Raw genomic sequence first — 15,561 nt, 5'->3', positions numbered from 1 at the left:
AGTCCTTACTTGAAGTAAAACCAGTTTAAGATATTTTCATTTATAGGGGTAGCGCAATCAGCAAATTGGCACTAATAAATCAGCGGGTTAGCAGGGAGTTTAAACGCACAGCGTTAATTTTAATCACTGTGCGTTTTATTTGTCAGGTCATTTTATTTATAAGGGCTAATGCTTGATAAGCTAAATGCGCTTTGCATAATCACTTTACCATCTATCCCTTTAAGCTTAAGTGAGATGGCTGGATCTGCTTGTTGCCAATCTATGCTTAAATCGCCGTAATTCACATTGTGGGTGTAATCACCTACACGGTGTTTATTGGGGCTTACGTCTTTCCACTTTTCAGTGAGGCCTGAGCTGGTCATTTCTATTAAAGGGTAATCGAGGTTTTGTTGATACTTTGATATTTCGCCCCAGTGCGTATCGCCACTGATGATAATAACCCCATTCACTTGATGCTTTTTAATTAACGCAAATAAACGGTTACGATCCTCTGGGAAATTAGCCCACGACTCCCACCCTGTAAAATCGGGTAATAACTGCAAGCTTGAGGCAATTAGCTTTATAGCCGCAGGCTTTTTAAGCTCTTGCTCAAGCCATTGCCACTGCGCCTCACCTAGCATAGAGGCGCCTTTCACTTCTGTTGGGCTATACGGGCCTTGGTTATTAAGCTTACGCTTAGTGTAATATTCAAGCTCGCTTACGTGGTTAAGTGCATCACGGTTCCAGCGTAAATCGGGCATTATTACGTGTACGGTTTGCTCATCCTCACCATACATATACGACGTGTAAATGCCGTCCGTGCGGGTGCGTCTGGGTGAGCTTTTAGGCTCACCCCAAAAATCGAGCATAATTTGGCGAGACTGCTCTTTATGTGGGTAGTCTTTACCAATATCGTTTTGACCAAAGTCGTGATCGTCCCACATCGCAATGATTGGCGTATTCGCTTTTAGTGTTTTAAAGCCTGGTTTTGCACCTAATTTTTGGTATTTATTGGCAAGTACCGTCATATCGTTGGTGTCGCCGTAAATATTGTCACCTAAAAATATAAATAAATCGCCCTGCTCTTTATTAATGGTGTCAAATATTGGGATGTCTTTATCTTGATGCCCACACGAGCCAAATAAAATTTTTGAAGGGGCTGCCATAGTATTTGTGCTAAATGCTAACCCTAATGCTAATACGGCGTGTGTAATAGGTTTTACTAACTGCTTCATTTTAAAATCTCACTTATTGGCGATGCCATGTTTGAATTTAGGTGTTTTGGGTTTATACCCAATGCGCTTAAAACAGTGGCTGCAACCTGCGCCTGTTTAAGCTCATTTTGTGTTGTAATTAAGCCGTGCCCTTTTATTGCAGGGCCAATGGCAGCAAGCCAAATATGCTCAGAGCCGACAATGCCCTCAGGAAATTTATTACCCGCTAAATGCAGCTCAGCCAACGCACGTTTAGAGCTATGATGTTGCCAGTCACTTGCACTGTTTCCGCGGCCGTGGTCGGTGGTAACAATAAGCGTTGTATTGTTTTTATAGCCCGGTGTAGTTTGAATTGTGTTCCATAAGTCTTTTAAAAACGCATCGCTTTGCCTTGCAGATTTTAAATATTGGTCGTAATGGCCATCGTGAGCAAAGTCATCGGTTTCACCTAAGCTAATGACTAATAAGCGCGGCGTTTTTGCCTGCATATACGCTTTGGCAAATCGGTAAGTAAAACTGTCTAAGCGTACGTTTTCCCATGGGCTTGGAATTTCATTTTGCAATGCGTTTAAAAGCTTAGCATCAGCAAATAAATCGTTTTCTATGGGCATAAAACCCGCATTCACATACACGTTACTACGCTGTGTATTCACAATGTAAGGAAATACATCCCAACTCCCAAACAAAGCGGTTTTACCTTTAAAGTCTGCACGCTCATCTAGGCGCTCTAAAATGGTTTTATTCGCGTTTAATACTTTATTGTTGCTATTAATTTTTTCGTCTACTTCGCCGGTGAGAATTTCGTTATACCCAGGGTATGAAAAATACCAAGGGTTGCTCACCGACATATTAGAGCCTTTTGCTCTATCACCTACAATTACGCCCTTTTTAGCCATATGCTGAGTTAAAAATGGCATGAGTAATTGCTGGCGCTTATTGGCGGTAGGCGCCCAAAATTGCTTATTTAATTGCGTTGGGTTTTTGACAAAATCGGCATTATTAATGAGGTTTTTATCTGCGCCGCTAAACACCTCTTGCCAGCGCACACCATCAAGGGTCACTAGCACTACATTTTGCGCTGCGCTTGCGGTATTGCTGATTAATACAATGATGCTAAATACCGTGGCTTTTATAATTGAGTTCATCATTACTGTGTACCTTTAACAAAAAGCCCATCAAAGATGGGCTTTTAATTATTTACTGTACATTATTGCTATTAAAACGTAGCCGATAACGTCAGTGCTGCTGTACGTGGTGCACCAATAAAGTAAGTGCTGCCATTGCCCGTACCACCCGCTAAATAGCTTTTATCGGTAACGTTATAAACAACAAAGGCAACATCAATAGCTTTAAATGGTCCTGCGTTTATATCGGTTGCGTAACCTGCGTTTAAATCAACCACGGTATAGCCATCAACTTCGCCACGCTCACCGGTGTATTTAGCCGATAAACCAAAGCGGAAATCACCGCTAAAGTAATCGGTCGATAGCACAAATAAGTCATCTACTGAGTCTATTACTTTTTCACCAGCTTCAAACCCGGGTGCATCGCCTTTGTACTCTGAGTCATTATTCGTGTACGAGCTATATACACTCCATTGTGTGCTTAGCATGTAACTTGCCGACAGCTCTAAACCTTGCGATTCAATACCCCCTACATTTAAGTAAGAGCCATTAGTACCTATGGTGTAATCAATACCGCCGGTGTCACTACCTGGGGCAATGAACGTAATACGGTTATCAAATTCAATTGAATACGCTGTTGCGGTCAGGTTTAACGCGTTATTTTGATAACGTACACCTAAATCGATGTTTTCAGCGGTTTCAGCTTCAATGGCCGATAAATCAGAGCTGTCGCGCTCAAGCACACCGTCTTTAATCGCAGCAAAGTTTTCGCTGTAGCTGGTAAATAGCTCGGTTGAGTTATTTAGCTGATACAAAATACCACCACTAAATAACACATCAGAGTCACTATTAACTTTAGCAGTTGTGGCATTTTGATAATGGTCGTACTTTTCAATATCTACAAGGTACTTTTTAACACCTACGTTAAGCGTGAAATCGCCAAGGGCCATTGAATCCTGCGCGTACCATTTAAGGGTGTCGGTCTCAAAGGTGTTTTTATACTGGGTCCAGTATGGCGTGCTATCAAAGTGGTGGTAAATGCTGGCATTAATTACTTTGTGCCAATCGCGAGACTCGTCACGGTCGCTTTGCTCATACCAAAAACCGGCTTCTATGTCGTGCATGCCAAACGTAGCTTGGTAGTTGGCAGTAACCCCTATGCGGTCTTTTTTGTAATGCGTATGACGATACGACATTACAGGTATTGCCGTATCATCGTAACATGCTGGATTTAAACCAGGCCCCGACTCCCACGGCCAGCTTAAACTTGCCGTACAACCTTCGTTTGGTGCCAGTGCGTTACCTGCGCTATCTACAAAACCGTAAGAGCCTGCGTTAGTGCCGCCCTCTGTAGTTGGGTTGCCGTTTTCATCTACTGGAGTTGTTAAATACGGTGGGATCCAATCGCCACGGCCCGAGTTTTTATGATAATAAGGGCTTACTGTAATAAGCGATGTTGGCGAAAGCGCATACTCAAACTTTAAATACGCTAACGTATTTTCACGCAGTGTACCCCAGCCCTCAGCAAACATTTGGTCGTAATGTGGAACGCCTGTCCAGTTCCACGTTAACTGATCCCACTCTGGCGTTTGTTCAAATTGCGCAAGACTTACACTGTTGTAGTTAGTCTCACTTACATCATCGTAAGATAAACGCCCTGTAATTGTTAAATCAGCAAGCGTTGTTACAAATTTAAGCTCAGCGTGTTGGTTATCTTTTCCGCCGTTGCTACCTGAGCCAATCCAGCGGCTAGTATCAGTTTGCGAGTAACTTACATACGCTTGTGTATTATCAAATAAAGTACCCGTTTCGTGCTTAACGTAAAAGCGGGTCGCATCGTGACTACCCGAGGTGTAAGCAAAAGTGGTGCTGCTATCAAGGCTTGGCGCTTGACTTACAAAGTTAAATGTACCGCCTAGTGCCTCAAGCGATGCCGATTTAATATCTGAGGTGCCTTGGCCTACTTCTACAGTGGCTAAATTTTCAGTGTCTAGGTAACGGTTTGCTTTAGCGCCACCACCATAGTTTGAGCCACCGTTAGGAATACCATCAACGGTCATCCCTAATTGCTGCTGGTTCGAGTCAATACTAAAACCACGCATAGTAATTGTGGTAGACCAGTCATCGCCACCAAATGCATCGCCTTCGTTTATGCTAATGCCAGGTAAGTTATCGATAACCGATAACACACTCGAAACCGTTGTTTGTTGATCAAGCATTGCAGGCTCAATCACATTATTTGCGTAACTGGTTGGTTTTGCAGTAACGGTTATTTCTTCTATTTCGTTGTCATTTGCATAAGCTGACGTTGATACAGCCATAGCAATTGCCATGCTCAAAATCGATTTATTAGTTAAAGCGTACATTGTGATCCCGTTTGGTTTTAATTATCTAAAGTAATTATGAAAGCGGGCACAGTATGATTTCGAATTATGACAACAAAAATGAAGTTTATTTACAGGGGTGTTAAAAAAATGTGGGGTTTTTATGGCTTTGTTATGTCACTTGTAAGTCAGCCTAAGCACAAAAACCTAGGCTGATTTATATATAAATACTAGGGCGTGTTGATCTTTGCGGATTGAAATTTGTTCAATCTAGGGGTGATTAAATCGCGGCACGAGGTTTGTAACCTAGTGGGCTAAGTAAAAACCGAGTAACAAAGAGTTTATCGCCCCTAGGCAGAACCCGAAGGGCAGCGTATGTTTGGCATTTATGCTGCGTTATCGCCTATTTATGGGGAGTAACCACACTTCATAGGCTCTGCCTTGCCTAAAAACCAAACATACTGCTGCAAATTCAAACGCCAAAGGTCAACACGCCCTAATTAATTAGAATAGTTTAGCTAACATCTCGTCACTATAAGCAACAAGTTCTTCATTATTAGCCACTTTACTAATGTAATCTGGATTAGCAATAAATGGACGACCAATCGCAATTAAATCAAACTGGTCATTGTTTATTGCTTGTTTTGCATCATCAAAACTATAGCTACCTACCCCTACAAGGCTGGTTTTAGTGTTAGCGCGCAAATACTGCGAGGTTGTTTTACCTTCTAAAGAGTCAAATTGAGTGCTGTCATCAAAAATACCGCCATGAATGTAAGCCAGTTTTTTGTCATCTAGCTGCGCTAATAAATAATCAAATACCGCTTTATCACGCTTATCTTCTTCCATATTAAAATAAGCACCTGGCGATAACCTAATTGCCGTACGCTCATTACCTACTGCATTAACAACCGCATCGGTCACTTCTATTGCAAAACGCGCCATATTTTCAGGTGTTTGGCCATATTCATCTGTGCGCTCATTTGCAGCGTAATGTAAAAACTGATCAATTAAATAACCATTTGCGCCATGAATTTCTACACCATCAAAACCAGCTTCAATGGCGTTTTCGGCCGCTTTAGCAAAGTCGGCTATCAGTGAATTAATATCCTCTTTAGTGGCCGCTTTTGGCGTAATGTACGTTAGCTCGCGCATACGTGGTACAGAGCCTTCAACACCAATTGCCGATGGCGCTAATACTTCGCCGTCAAAAAAGTGAGGGTGAGCAACACGGCCAACATGCCAAAGCTGTGCAAACATTTTACCGCCGTTGGCGTGTACCGCGTCGGTTACTTTTTTCCAACCTTGAATTTGCTCGCTGGTAAATAACCCCGGTGTATTTGGGTAGCCCTGCGCATCTGGGCGAATAATAGTGGCTTCGCTAATAATTAAACCGGCATCGGCACGGCGCGCATAATATTCGACCATATCTTGTGTGGGTACTAAATTATCATCAGCCATACAACGGGTTAAAGGCGCCATAAAAACGCGATTTTTAAGTTCAAGTGAGTCGTTTAATTTATACGGTGCCAGTAAATCTGTGGTCATTGTTAAATCCTTCATTAAGAGTATGCATATGAGATGCGGCCTTTTTAACAACATTCAAGGGCAATTTTGAATGCTCGCTCAAAATATACTTAGGGAGTACCAAAACAGATCTGAATTACAAAATAAAATAACCTGAACTCTGGTTAAGAGATTTACTAACATATTTTATCATGATGATGGTTAAGCTTATTTTCTCTAGCCAGAGATTTTCAGTAAATTCCACGCAGTTAGCGCTTAAAATAGCTGCTAGAGATAGATTTATTATCCAGAGTTCAGGTTAAATAATAATTTTTCAACACACTGTCACATAACTCGATATACTTGTAACAGTAAAATTCAAATTTGAAGCAATAAAGAGTGAGCCAATTATGACAACTGCAAATGCGACTGAAGAACAAACCGTAATTTTAGGGCTAGGGGCAAAAAAACGACTCGCTTTTATGTTTGAAACCGTACAACAGTACAAACAAGTATGGATTTTAAACGACGATGATGGCTGCGTAATGCTTGCCAACGAAGATGACGACTGTGTACCAGTGTGGCCAACCCGCGATTTTGCACAAGCTTGGGCCACGGGCGAATGGGAAGGCTGTACCCCAAAAGCCATTCCGACTAAAGATTGGTTTAGCCGCTGGACACCCGGCCTTGAAGAAGACGACTTACTGATTGCGGTGTTCCCTACCGAAGAGGACGACGGCACGGTGCTTTTTCCTGATGAATTTGAAAGCCAGTTAAAAATCCCTAAAAAAAGAAAGTACTAAGTAGCCAGCATCACGTTATTTAGTTTATAAACGCGGCCTAAAATAGCCGCGTTTTTTATATCTGCTTTCTAAAATTTAAATAAGCCTCGGTTATAGCCTTGGCATCTTCTATTTGTGGATAGTGTCCAAGCTCAACAAACCCTTGTACGCGCGCATTAGGTATTGTTTTTTTATAGTGCTCAAGCATGTGTTTACCCGATATTGGGTCTTGCTCACCTGCAATAAACGTAACCGGTATATCGCTATTAATCATTGCCCCAACCCAGCGCTGTTCGTTTTGTTTTCGCTGTGTAATATATTTAATTAGCTTGGGCATTACACGTAAACCATTGTTGTAAATTAACAACGCCCAAAGGGTATCAATTACCATAGGGGCTGGTGGCGTGTTTTTGCCAAAAATAGTGATTAAATTTTTAGCAAACTTTTGTTTGCTCATTAGCTTAGGTACTAGCCAACCAAGTTTTGAAAGTAGCAGCTTTTGGATAAATAAAGGTTTATGTATGTGTGGAAATAACCCGCCATTTAAAAAGCATACACTGTGTATGCGTATGTCGCTTTGAGCAGCAACTTGCCTTGCTAATAGCTCTTGAGCCACGGTATCACCATAATCATGGGCTAATAGGTGTACATTGGTAATATCTAAACGCTTTAAAAATTGCGTGTATAAATCAGCTTGCTCTGTAATGTTATAAGCCGCATTTATTGGTTTATCCGAAAGGCCAAAACCCAGCATATCAAGTGTAACTAAAAAGTAGTGTTTTTTGAGCTCATCCCACATACCTTCCCAGTCCCAGCTTGCACTTGGAAAGCCGTGTATCAAAAGGAGCGCGGGGTTATTAGCACTCCCCGCTGTTTGAGTAAAAATTTGCTTGGCATTTATATCAATAAACTGCCCGTTTGATTGCCACTGCGAAAGCGTATACATAGGCTGCTACCCATTAACTTTTATTATTGTAATGGGTAGTTTTATCACATTGAGCTTTAATAAAAAGCCGATATTGAACGTAAATATCGGCTTTTGGGTAAAATTTAGTTTTTAAGCTTTAAGTGTTATCGCGCCATAAGTATTGGCAAGGTGGTGTTTGCTAGCATGTAGTTAGTCATACCACCAAAAATTTGCTCATGGATTCGCCTGTGAGTAAATGCGCCCATCACCACTAAATCTGCATTATGCATTTGCGCTACCGACATAAACGCTTTAGCGGTCGATTGCCTGCCATTATTAAATGTTACAAACTCACTTTTAATATCGTGCTGGGCTAAATATTTAACCACTTCATGGCCGTTTGGCATTTTATCGGCGCTGCTTGCGCTGGTGCAAATAACAACCTTTTGAGCTTGTTTTAGAAGCGGTAAACTGTAAGTGAGCGCACGCGATACCTCGGTGCTAGCGTTCCAGCCAATCACCACTGTTTTTATATCAAAGTGGGTCATTTGCCGTGGTACCAGTAATATAGGTTTACCACTTCGCATTACCGATGCCTCAAAGGTCGAGGTTGATTTACCACTTTTAGACTGCGGAATAATAATTAAATCAGCGACTTTGCCTTGCTCTGCAATTATTTCGCTGCGCACACCTATATTAATATGCCATGAAGCGCTTGGGTGCGTGGGATGCTCTGCGCTGTCGTCAGTGTATTTAACTTGCTGCTGGGCACATAAACTAACAAATTCGGTTTTTAAATTTGCCGATTCGGTTGTTGCAAAGCGCCCTGCTACAGAGTCTAACTCTTTTACCAATTTAGTTGGTAAGCCAAGCTGCCCTGTTGGCAAAAAGCGTTTTGGGTCTAAGTGCGTGTGATAAACATCAAGGTGCGCATTAAAATACTTAGCAACGGCTAAGCCCCCTTTTAAGCGCTCTGTTACATGCCCACTTGTAGAAAGGGGCATTAAAATAAGCTTAGGTGAAATCATAATTATATCCTTCTTAAGCCAGTGCCTTTTAGAGCGAATGTAAACCGTGCTAAGCGCTGCTTGTTTTGCTTAGCACGGCGGCGTTTACAGCTGCGTAAAGCTTGCCACTTCTTGTAGGTAACCGCTTGGTAAATCTAATACCATAAAGTGCGATAAAGTGAGTAAAAATGCCAACGCACACACTGTCAGTGTTAATGTTCTAGCAATTGATATACGTGCTTTTACAAGTAAAAATATTATGAAAAACAACGCTATAGAAATCACATAGCCCAGTAAAAAACACCCAGCTAATAAGCCACACAGCCAAAATACATAATGCCAAAGGCCAGTCACGCTTGAGTCGTTTACATACCCCGCAGAGACCTCATTATCGTAATTTACAGCATCGTCTACTTTATTAAGCAGCAGCTTGATCAGCACAACCGCAGAGAGTATTAACATGAACGAGCACACCACAGCAGGAAATACCCCACCTAAGAATGTGCGTTGGAACGAGTCATACAAACCGTATGCAAACACTAAACAAACAAAGCCAGAAAACGCGATTTGTGGTTTAAGATTAGTTGGTTTTACCTCAGCATTAGCCGTGTTTTTATTGGCTTTTTCTTTTTTAGCTGCCTTAATAGAGTGGCGTGCTGCAAAGAAAATAGAAAGCGCGGTTAATGCACCAATAATAATCACACCCGGTTTTAATAAAAACTCTATGCCGTCAAACTGAATAGCTTGATAAAGGTAAGTTTCCATGCCGCTTGCCAGTACAAAGCCAATTAAAAATGCCGGACGCGGCCATCCAAAGCGCTTCATTAATATGCCTAAAATACCAATACCAATAAGTGCGACTAAATCACCTAAATCACGGGTTGCCTGAAACGCCGCAAAAAAGATCACCATAACCATAAATGGTGCCATGAGCGTGTAAGGAATAGTTGTTACCTTTGCTACCCATTTAGAAATTAGTAAACACGCGCCCGCGCCAATTACATTAGCAAGTGCCAGTGACCATACAATGGTGTAAGTAACATCAAGGTCAGTGGTGATCATCGCAGGACCTGGCTCTAAGCCAATTAATACCATACCACCTAAAAATACAGCCATGCTGCCAGAACCTGGAATACCAAATAATAAGGTCGGAATTAAGCCACCGCCTTCTTTGGCATTATTTGATGACTCAGGGGCAATAACACCGCGTATGTCGCCTTTACCAAAGTTTTCGGTGTCTTTAGAGGTTTGTACTGCATGACCATAAGAGATCCAATCAACTACGCTGCCACCTAGGCCAGGTAGTGCGCCAACAACACAGCCAATGGCAGCACAGCGCGTAGCTAGCCATTTATTTTTAACAACATCTTTTACGCCTTCAAACCATCCACTACCCAGCTCAGAAGCTTCTGAAATAGAGCGGTTTTGGCGCAGTAAATCGATAATTTCTGGTAATGCAAATATACCTAAACCAACAACCACTAACGGAATACCATCCATAAGGTAACCGTTATCAAATACCATACGGTATTCACCGGTTGCAGGAGCACCGCCAAGTGAGCCTAAACATAAACCTAAGCCACATGCGCTTAAGCCTTTTACTAGGCTATTACCGGCTAATACACCCACCATGCTTAAACCTAGCAAAGTAAGCATAAATAATTCGGCCGAGCCAAACGCTAAAATAACGGGGCGGGCAATCAGTACAAACAGCGTTAAAATAATGGCGCCAAAAAGGCCGCCAAATAATGACGAAGCAAACGCTGCTGAAAGCGCACGCGCTGCTTGGCCCTTTTTAGACAGTGGGAAGCCGTCAAGCACTGTGGCTTGTGAGCCACTGGAGCCTGGAATACCCATTAATACAGAGGTGAAGGTGTCAGAGGTTGGAATAACCGCCACTAGGCCAATAAGCATAGCAAGCGCTGAAATTGGGTCCATACCATATAAAAATGGCAGTAATAACGATAAACCCGCTATGCCGCCTAAACCCGGAAAAATACCAATCAGCAAGCCTAAAAAAACGCCGCCGCATAAATACATTAAGTGTGTGGGGGTAAGAATAGTTTGTAGCGCAATTAAAAATGCATCTAACATACTGCTCTCCTTAGATTAAAAAAGTGGCTCACTAAATGCGAGCCACTGTGTGTACAACAAATCAACAAGGTTTTTAAAAACGCGCGTTGTAGTTTTCGGTTAGGTAATTTCTTACCCATTGTTTGTCAGTTTCAGAAATTGTCAGTGCTGAGCTCAGTGTGTTTACTGCATCTTCGTTTACAAGTTGTGGGTATTGGCCAAGTACTAATTCAGACTCTTCTTTAAAGTTGTCTTGATCAATGACGCGTTGTGCTGCATTGCGCCACTCTGCAATAACGTCATCTGGGGTGCCTTTAGGTAAAAACAGTCCTTTTTGCGCGGCAAAACCGGCTACAAAAAAGGTTTTCCATACGTTGTATTCAACGCCTGTTGGCTTTTTACCATGGATCATTTCGTATACCTCGCCTACGTGTGGTAAGTCAGGAAACGTTGGGTCGCGTACAATTTTGCCTTCTTTATTAAGTACGCCAAACGACATAAGCGGAATCGCTTTACCTTCATCAACTAGCGGCTGTACTTTTTTTAAGTAGGCAGAGGTAGTTTGAAAGTCGATATCTACCTCGCCACGTTCAAACGATAAGCGCGCACTACCACGGCCTTTCATACCAAAAATGGCGTGAATGTCTAAATCAAGCATGTCGAAGGCTAATAACCCAACCAGGTCCATTGACGCGGCGCGTTGGCTACCAAATTTAAGTTTTTGACCCTGCAATTTGGCAAGCTCTGATGCGTTTTTAATACCCAGCTCTGGGCGCACATATACCACCGCACCAGTCGGTGTTGCCATAATCACGTTCCAACGTTTTACTTCGTATCTAACGCGTGAGTCGCCAAGTAAGTAAGGGATTTGTGTAGAGGCAGAAGTACTAAATACATTTAAACCATTTGCTTTAGCGCGGCGTTCAAAGCGGTTAGCACCCTTGGTAGAGCCACCACCTGGAATGTTTTTAACCACAACCACAGGTTTACCATTTAAATGCTGAGAAAAACGCGGACCAAAAAAACGTGCCCATGTGTCAGAGCCGCCACCTTCTTTAAAAGGCACAACCCACTCTACTCGCTCACCATCAAAGCTTACTTCGTCGTTATTGTTTGCATAAGCTGAGCTGATACAAGTGCTCGCTGCTAACACAACAAGCATTGCTTTTAGTCGATTAGGTGCAAAAGTACTTAATTTAATCTTCATAATTTGACCTCTGTTATTCGCTGCAATTATTTAAATAGGTCCTAATAACGTCATTGCATCTATTACGTAGATGAAAGTATTTCGTTAAAAGAAGTTAACAACAGCTAGACTAATAGCCGAAACTGTCATCTACCTGTCATCGATGCCAAACTATCCATTAATTTAAAATTATTTATAAGGCATTGTTTTTAAATAAAAATAAGCTTAATTTTATTTATATAAAGCATAAAAAAAGCGATAACAGACAATCTGCTATCGCATTTTCGGTTGGTTTACTAAGGCTTAACACCAATTCGCTTAATTAAGTGAGCTATTTTGCCCATTGGTATAAGTTAAGCTATTTTGCTTTCATCCCATACTTTTGCAGGTATGTGTACTTCACCTTTAAATAACATTCTGGCGGTGCGCATTAACCCCGCCGACTTTATATCTAGCGTGTCGTTTTCAAAGCGCCCCTCAAGTAGTAAATCTATTTTACCGCTGGGGTGTTCAACTACTATATTTTGCTGCTCTGAGCTTTGTGGGGTAATTAAGTCGTACGCCACACTGCCTGGCAACATGCAACTAACACTCACGCAAATTGCCCCAGTAACAGAATGGCTGGTATGGCAGTTTTGCGGCACAAAGTAGCGCGAAGTTATCGTACCGCCAAATTGCGGCACCGACAGTAAACCGACTTTAGGAATGACTTTTCCGGTTGCATCGCCAAGGCCCATTTTTAGTGACGCCTGCAGGCGAATGCTTTCTATTTTTTGCAGTAACTCTGTATTTGCATCAAGCTCTTGTTTAGTTTCAGAGCCTTTTACACCCAGTGATGGTGCAGGTATTAGTACCATTGGCATGGCAGCATCGACACAACTTACCTCTACGCCATCAAAGGTATCGCGTACAGAGCCAGTAGGCAGTAATTCACCGGTTTTAGTGCCACACACATCAAAAAACTTAAGTAAAATAGGTGCCCCAGAGCCTGGTACGCCATCAATGGTGGCATCGCCTTCGTACTCTACAAAGCCGTTAGGCGTTTGTACCACAACTTCAATCAGGGTATTGGTATTTACATTTTTAACCCGTACCGTTGTTTCACCGTCGTTTGCAGTAACCAATCCGTATTCAATTGCCAGAGGTGCTGCACCAGATAAAATATTGCCACACGAAGGGGTTATATCGACTTCATTTTGCTCAATGGCAACTTGCGCAAATAGGTAATCAATGTCTGCATCGGGGTCGGTTGAGCGTGAAATAATGGCCGCTTTACTGGTTAGTGAGTTTCCTCCACCTACGCCGTTTACTTGCAGTGGATCGCCTGAGCCCATTGCTGCAGTTAAAATTTCTTTGCGTTTATCCCACTCTCTCGGTAAATCGTTGGCTAAAAAATAAGTCCCGCGAGACGTTCCGCCGCGCATAATGACACAAGGTATTTTTTTTTGAATAGTCATAATAATCCAGCTTCTAAATCAATTTAAATGAGCAGTAACGGGTTAGTTATTACTTAAAATAACCACGCACTCTTGCACTTGCTCTTGCTTACTTTGCAAAGATTGAGGGGCAAAATTAGTATTACTTGTTGCACTAGCAGCCGTGGCTGTTTGGTGGCTATTTGCACGAAAGTGAATGGCTCTCGGCGTAGGTTTTAACTGAGGTGTAGCGTGTGTTGAGTTCATCGTTTCGCCCTTTCAATGCAATTAAAAACAAGTAACGTCGATATCAAAACGTTGCCCTTTTTTTAAGAGTAAGGAGCCAAACTGTCACTAACCTGTCACGAAATAAAAATTGATTAAAAAATAACTTTTAAAAATTAAAAAACGCGCAGCATTTTCATGCTGCGCGTTAAAAGCCAATCGAAGGGGCGTTTAAAACTTAATAGTGTAATCTACATATACACGGTGATCTGCTCTGTCTCCTTTTACACCATCAACACTGCCAGTTTCATCTGTGGTGTAATCTAAAAATAACCAACGTAGGCTTAAGCCTTTTACAGCCGCTACTTTGTAGCGTGTATCAATGGCCCAATATTTTTCATCGGCTGTGCCACCTGCTTTACCTAAGCTTGAATTTTCTGCATCGCTGCCGCTGGTGTAATAAAACTTTGTGGTTAAACCCGGTGCCACTGCTTTTAGGTCAACACCTAAGCGAGCCTGCCAAGTTGACTCATTTTGGTTTGTTAAATCGGCACCAATTAATGAGCGCGTGGGAAACGGGTTAGTCCCGTGATCGCCACTAAAGTTATCTTCAATCCAAGCATCGTTCACCTTGGTAAATGCGGCGCCTAGTGTCCAAATATCTTTTTTCCAATTAGCATCTAGGTAATAGGCAAAACCATCGTTTTCACTTTTAGTAACGCCTGAAACCGCACCTATTGCATCTTCATCATCTAAATCACCACCCTCTGCACCGGTTACAAATAAATCGCCATCGTCTTGTGAGGTAAATACGCCGCTTGAAAGGGTTAACTTACTGTGATCGAGCTTAATAGCGTAACTGCCTTTAAGCCCAAGCTTTGATAAGTAGTTATGGGAGTTTAAATACTCTGCGTCTATTTTTAGCGCGTCTTTTTTGTAGCTTGCGCCCACACCCCAAATAACACTAATTGCGCCGTTATCTGACTGGTCGGTAGAAAAATCTTCCCACTTGTCATCGTGGCGGCGGCTCCATTTATCGTAGGCGTAACCATATACTTTGGTATTGCCAAACTTGTAGTCACCAAATACACCTCTAAAAGTATTGGGAATTGCGCGGCTACCTGAGCTTTTTAACAGCATGCTTTTGGTTTTTTGCCCGCCTATTTTTACATGGCCATTGTCGCCAAGTTTAACGTCGATAAAATATTGACCAAATTTAGAAAAACTATCGTCAACGCCGCCTTTTTCATCCCCTGCGGGTAAAATATTATTTTGTGCGCTGCCGGTTGAGTTGTAATTAAGTACCGTATAAGTAGAGACACCCATGCTAATTAAGTCATTAAAATAGCCCGATTGATAATTGAGCTCTATGCCTTGTGCAAACGTTGAGTCGTCGCTGGCGTCGTTATCGTAATCGCGGTCAAAGTAGATTGACCTTAGCTTAATATTAAATTCGTCTTGCCCTGTAAGCCCATTAAAAGAAGCGTACGAAGGAATAGAAACACAAGTTAATACTGCGCCTGTTACTGCAAATATTTTAGAGAACCGTTGAGCCATAGTTGTCTCCGCTACCTTGTTTAATTAAATTTATAGTTGTGTGTAGTGTGTATCAGTTTATTCATGTTGCAATTTACACGGCAAACCTGTCACAAACCTGTCACAAGATAATTACATTTTAGGCAATTGTATTTTTTGGCTATTAAATTAAAACTATAGCTTATCTTGCTATAAACGAAGGCATTTGCGTATTGTAAACGTTGCAGTAATTGTTTAGTGTCTTGCACAACTTAAAATTATATTTTTTAATTGCGACTTTGCG

The 15,561-nt window shown here is 41.9% G+C and carries 12 protein-coding genes; 1 reads left to right on the top strand and 11 read right to left on the bottom strand.

Annotated elements, in window-relative coordinates; translation table 11 throughout:
- Window positions 1-152: 152 nt before the first annotated feature.
- From PSH54_RS07430 to PSH54_RS07415, 4 genes are all read right to left on the bottom strand, one after another.
- Entirely contained in the window at window positions 153-1,214 is a 1,062-nt protein-coding gene (locus PSH54_RS07430) for an alkaline phosphatase D family protein (protein WP_273605829.1), read from the bottom strand.
- A complete protein-coding gene (locus PSH54_RS07425) occupies window positions 1,211-2,338 on the bottom strand; it encodes an alkaline phosphatase family protein (protein WP_273605946.1) in 1,128 nt (375 codons plus the stop codon). The genes PSH54_RS07430 and PSH54_RS07425 overlap by 4 nt, the downstream gene beginning before the upstream one ends.
- Before the next feature lie 71 nt (window positions 2,339-2,409).
- Window positions 2,410-4,683: a TonB-dependent receptor domain-containing protein gene (locus PSH54_RS07420; RefSeq protein ID WP_273605828.1), complete on the bottom strand. Its 2,274-nt coding sequence runs from the start codon at window positions 4,681-4,683 to the stop codon at window positions 2,410-2,412.
- 462 nt (window positions 4,684-5,145) lie between these two features.
- Window positions 5,146-6,189, bottom strand: coding sequence for an alkene reductase (locus PSH54_RS07415; protein WP_121637301.1), 1,044 nt, complete (start codon window positions 6,187-6,189; stop codon window positions 5,146-5,148).
- Between the two features lie 368 nt (window positions 6,190-6,557).
- On the opposite strand from PSH54_RS07415, the gene PSH54_RS07410 reads away from it, so the two are divergent.
- A complete protein-coding gene (locus PSH54_RS07410) occupies window positions 6,558-6,950 on the top strand; it encodes a DUF2750 domain-containing protein (protein ID WP_004588808.1) in 393 nt (130 codons plus the stop codon).
- 55 nt (window positions 6,951-7,005) lie between these two features.
- On the opposite strand, the gene PSH54_RS07405 is transcribed toward PSH54_RS07410, so the two are convergent.
- From PSH54_RS07405 to PSH54_RS07375, 7 genes are all read right to left on the bottom strand, one after another.
- Complete coding sequence (locus PSH54_RS07405) at window positions 7,006-7,875, bottom strand: alpha/beta fold hydrolase (protein ID WP_273605827.1); 870 nt, start codon at window positions 7,873-7,875, stop codon at window positions 7,006-7,008.
- Window positions 7,876-8,000: 125 nt separating this feature from the next.
- On the bottom strand, window positions 8,001-8,864 hold the full coding sequence (locus PSH54_RS07400) for a universal stress protein (RefSeq protein ID WP_096739791.1): 864 nt from the start codon (window positions 8,862-8,864) through the stop codon (window positions 8,001-8,003).
- An 84-nt stretch (window positions 8,865-8,948) separates the two neighbouring features.
- Window positions 8,949-10,937 (bottom strand): tripartite tricarboxylate transporter permease, encoded by a 1,989-nt coding sequence (locus PSH54_RS07395; RefSeq protein ID WP_055255331.1) that lies wholly within the window; start codon window positions 10,935-10,937, stop codon window positions 8,949-8,951.
- A gap of 73 nt (window positions 10,938-11,010) precedes the next feature.
- Window positions 11,011-12,123: a Bug family tripartite tricarboxylate transporter substrate binding protein gene (locus PSH54_RS07390; protein ID WP_024032569.1), complete on the bottom strand. Its 1,113-nt coding sequence runs from the start codon at window positions 12,121-12,123 to the stop codon at window positions 11,011-11,013.
- Between the two features lie 332 nt (window positions 12,124-12,455).
- The gene (locus PSH54_RS07385) at window positions 12,456-13,559 is read right to left on the bottom strand and encodes a 4-oxalomesaconate tautomerase (RefSeq protein WP_031289665.1); all 1,104 of its coding nucleotides are present in this window, start codon (window positions 13,557-13,559) and stop codon (window positions 12,456-12,458) included.
- Between the two features lie 42 nt (window positions 13,560-13,601).
- Window positions 13,602-13,784: a hypothetical protein gene (locus PSH54_RS07380; protein WP_024032566.1), complete on the bottom strand. Its 183-nt coding sequence runs from the start codon at window positions 13,782-13,784 to the stop codon at window positions 13,602-13,604.
- A gap of 189 nt (window positions 13,785-13,973) precedes the next feature.
- A complete protein-coding gene (locus PSH54_RS07375) occupies window positions 13,974-15,299 on the bottom strand; it encodes an OprD family outer membrane porin (protein WP_273605826.1) in 1,326 nt (441 codons plus the stop codon).
- Window positions 15,300-15,561 lie beyond the last annotated feature (262 nt).

Source organism: Pseudoalteromonas sp. Angola-30, from assembly GCF_028599215.1.
Classification (GTDB): Bacteria; Pseudomonadota; Gammaproteobacteria; order Enterobacterales; family Alteromonadaceae; genus Pseudoalteromonas; species Pseudoalteromonas atlantica.
This window is presented reverse-complemented; position numbering and strand designations above follow the sequence as displayed.

What these genes read in the sequence shown, in the direction of transcription:
- PSH54_RS07390 (WP_024032569.1), bottom strand. Translation starts at nt 12,123, where the DNA reads ATGAAGATTAAATTAAGTACTTTTGCACCTAATCGACTAAAAGCAATG.
- PSH54_RS07410 (WP_004588808.1), top strand. Translation starts at nt 6,558, where the DNA reads ATGACAACTGCAAATGCGACTGAAGAACAAACCGTAATTTTAGGGCTA.
- PSH54_RS07380 (WP_024032566.1), bottom strand. Translation starts at nt 13,784, where the DNA reads ATGAACTCAACACACGCTACACCTCAGTTAAAACCTACGCCGAGAGCC.
- PSH54_RS07375 (WP_273605826.1), bottom strand. Translation starts at nt 15,299, where the DNA reads ATGGCTCAACGGTTCTCTAAAATATTTGCAGTAACAGGCGCAGTATTA.
- PSH54_RS07395 (WP_055255331.1), bottom strand. Translation starts at nt 10,937, where the DNA reads ATGTTAGATGCATTTTTAATTGCGCTACAAACTATTCTTACCCCCACA.
- PSH54_RS07400 (WP_096739791.1), bottom strand. Translation starts at nt 8,864, where the DNA reads ATGATTTCACCTAAGCTTATTTTAATGCCCCTTTCTACAAGTGGGCAT.
- PSH54_RS07425 (WP_273605946.1), bottom strand. Translation starts at nt 2,338, where the DNA reads ATGAACTCAATTATAAAAGCCACGGTATTTAGCATCATTGTATTAATC.
- PSH54_RS07415 (WP_121637301.1), bottom strand. Translation starts at nt 6,189, where the DNA reads ATGACCACAGATTTACTGGCACCGTATAAATTAAACGACTCACTTGAA.
- PSH54_RS07405 (WP_273605827.1), bottom strand. Translation starts at nt 7,875, where the DNA reads ATGTATACGCTTTCGCAGTGGCAATCAAACGGGCAGTTTATTGATATA.
- PSH54_RS07420 (WP_273605828.1), bottom strand. Translation starts at nt 4,683, where the DNA reads ATGTACGCTTTAACTAATAAATCGATTTTGAGCATGGCAATTGCTATG.
- PSH54_RS07385 (WP_031289665.1), bottom strand. Translation starts at nt 13,559, where the DNA reads ATGACTATTCAAAAAAAAATACCTTGTGTCATTATGCGCGGCGGAACG.
- PSH54_RS07430 (WP_273605829.1), bottom strand. Translation starts at nt 1,214, where the DNA reads ATGAAGCAGTTAGTAAAACCTATTACACACGCCGTATTAGCATTAGGG.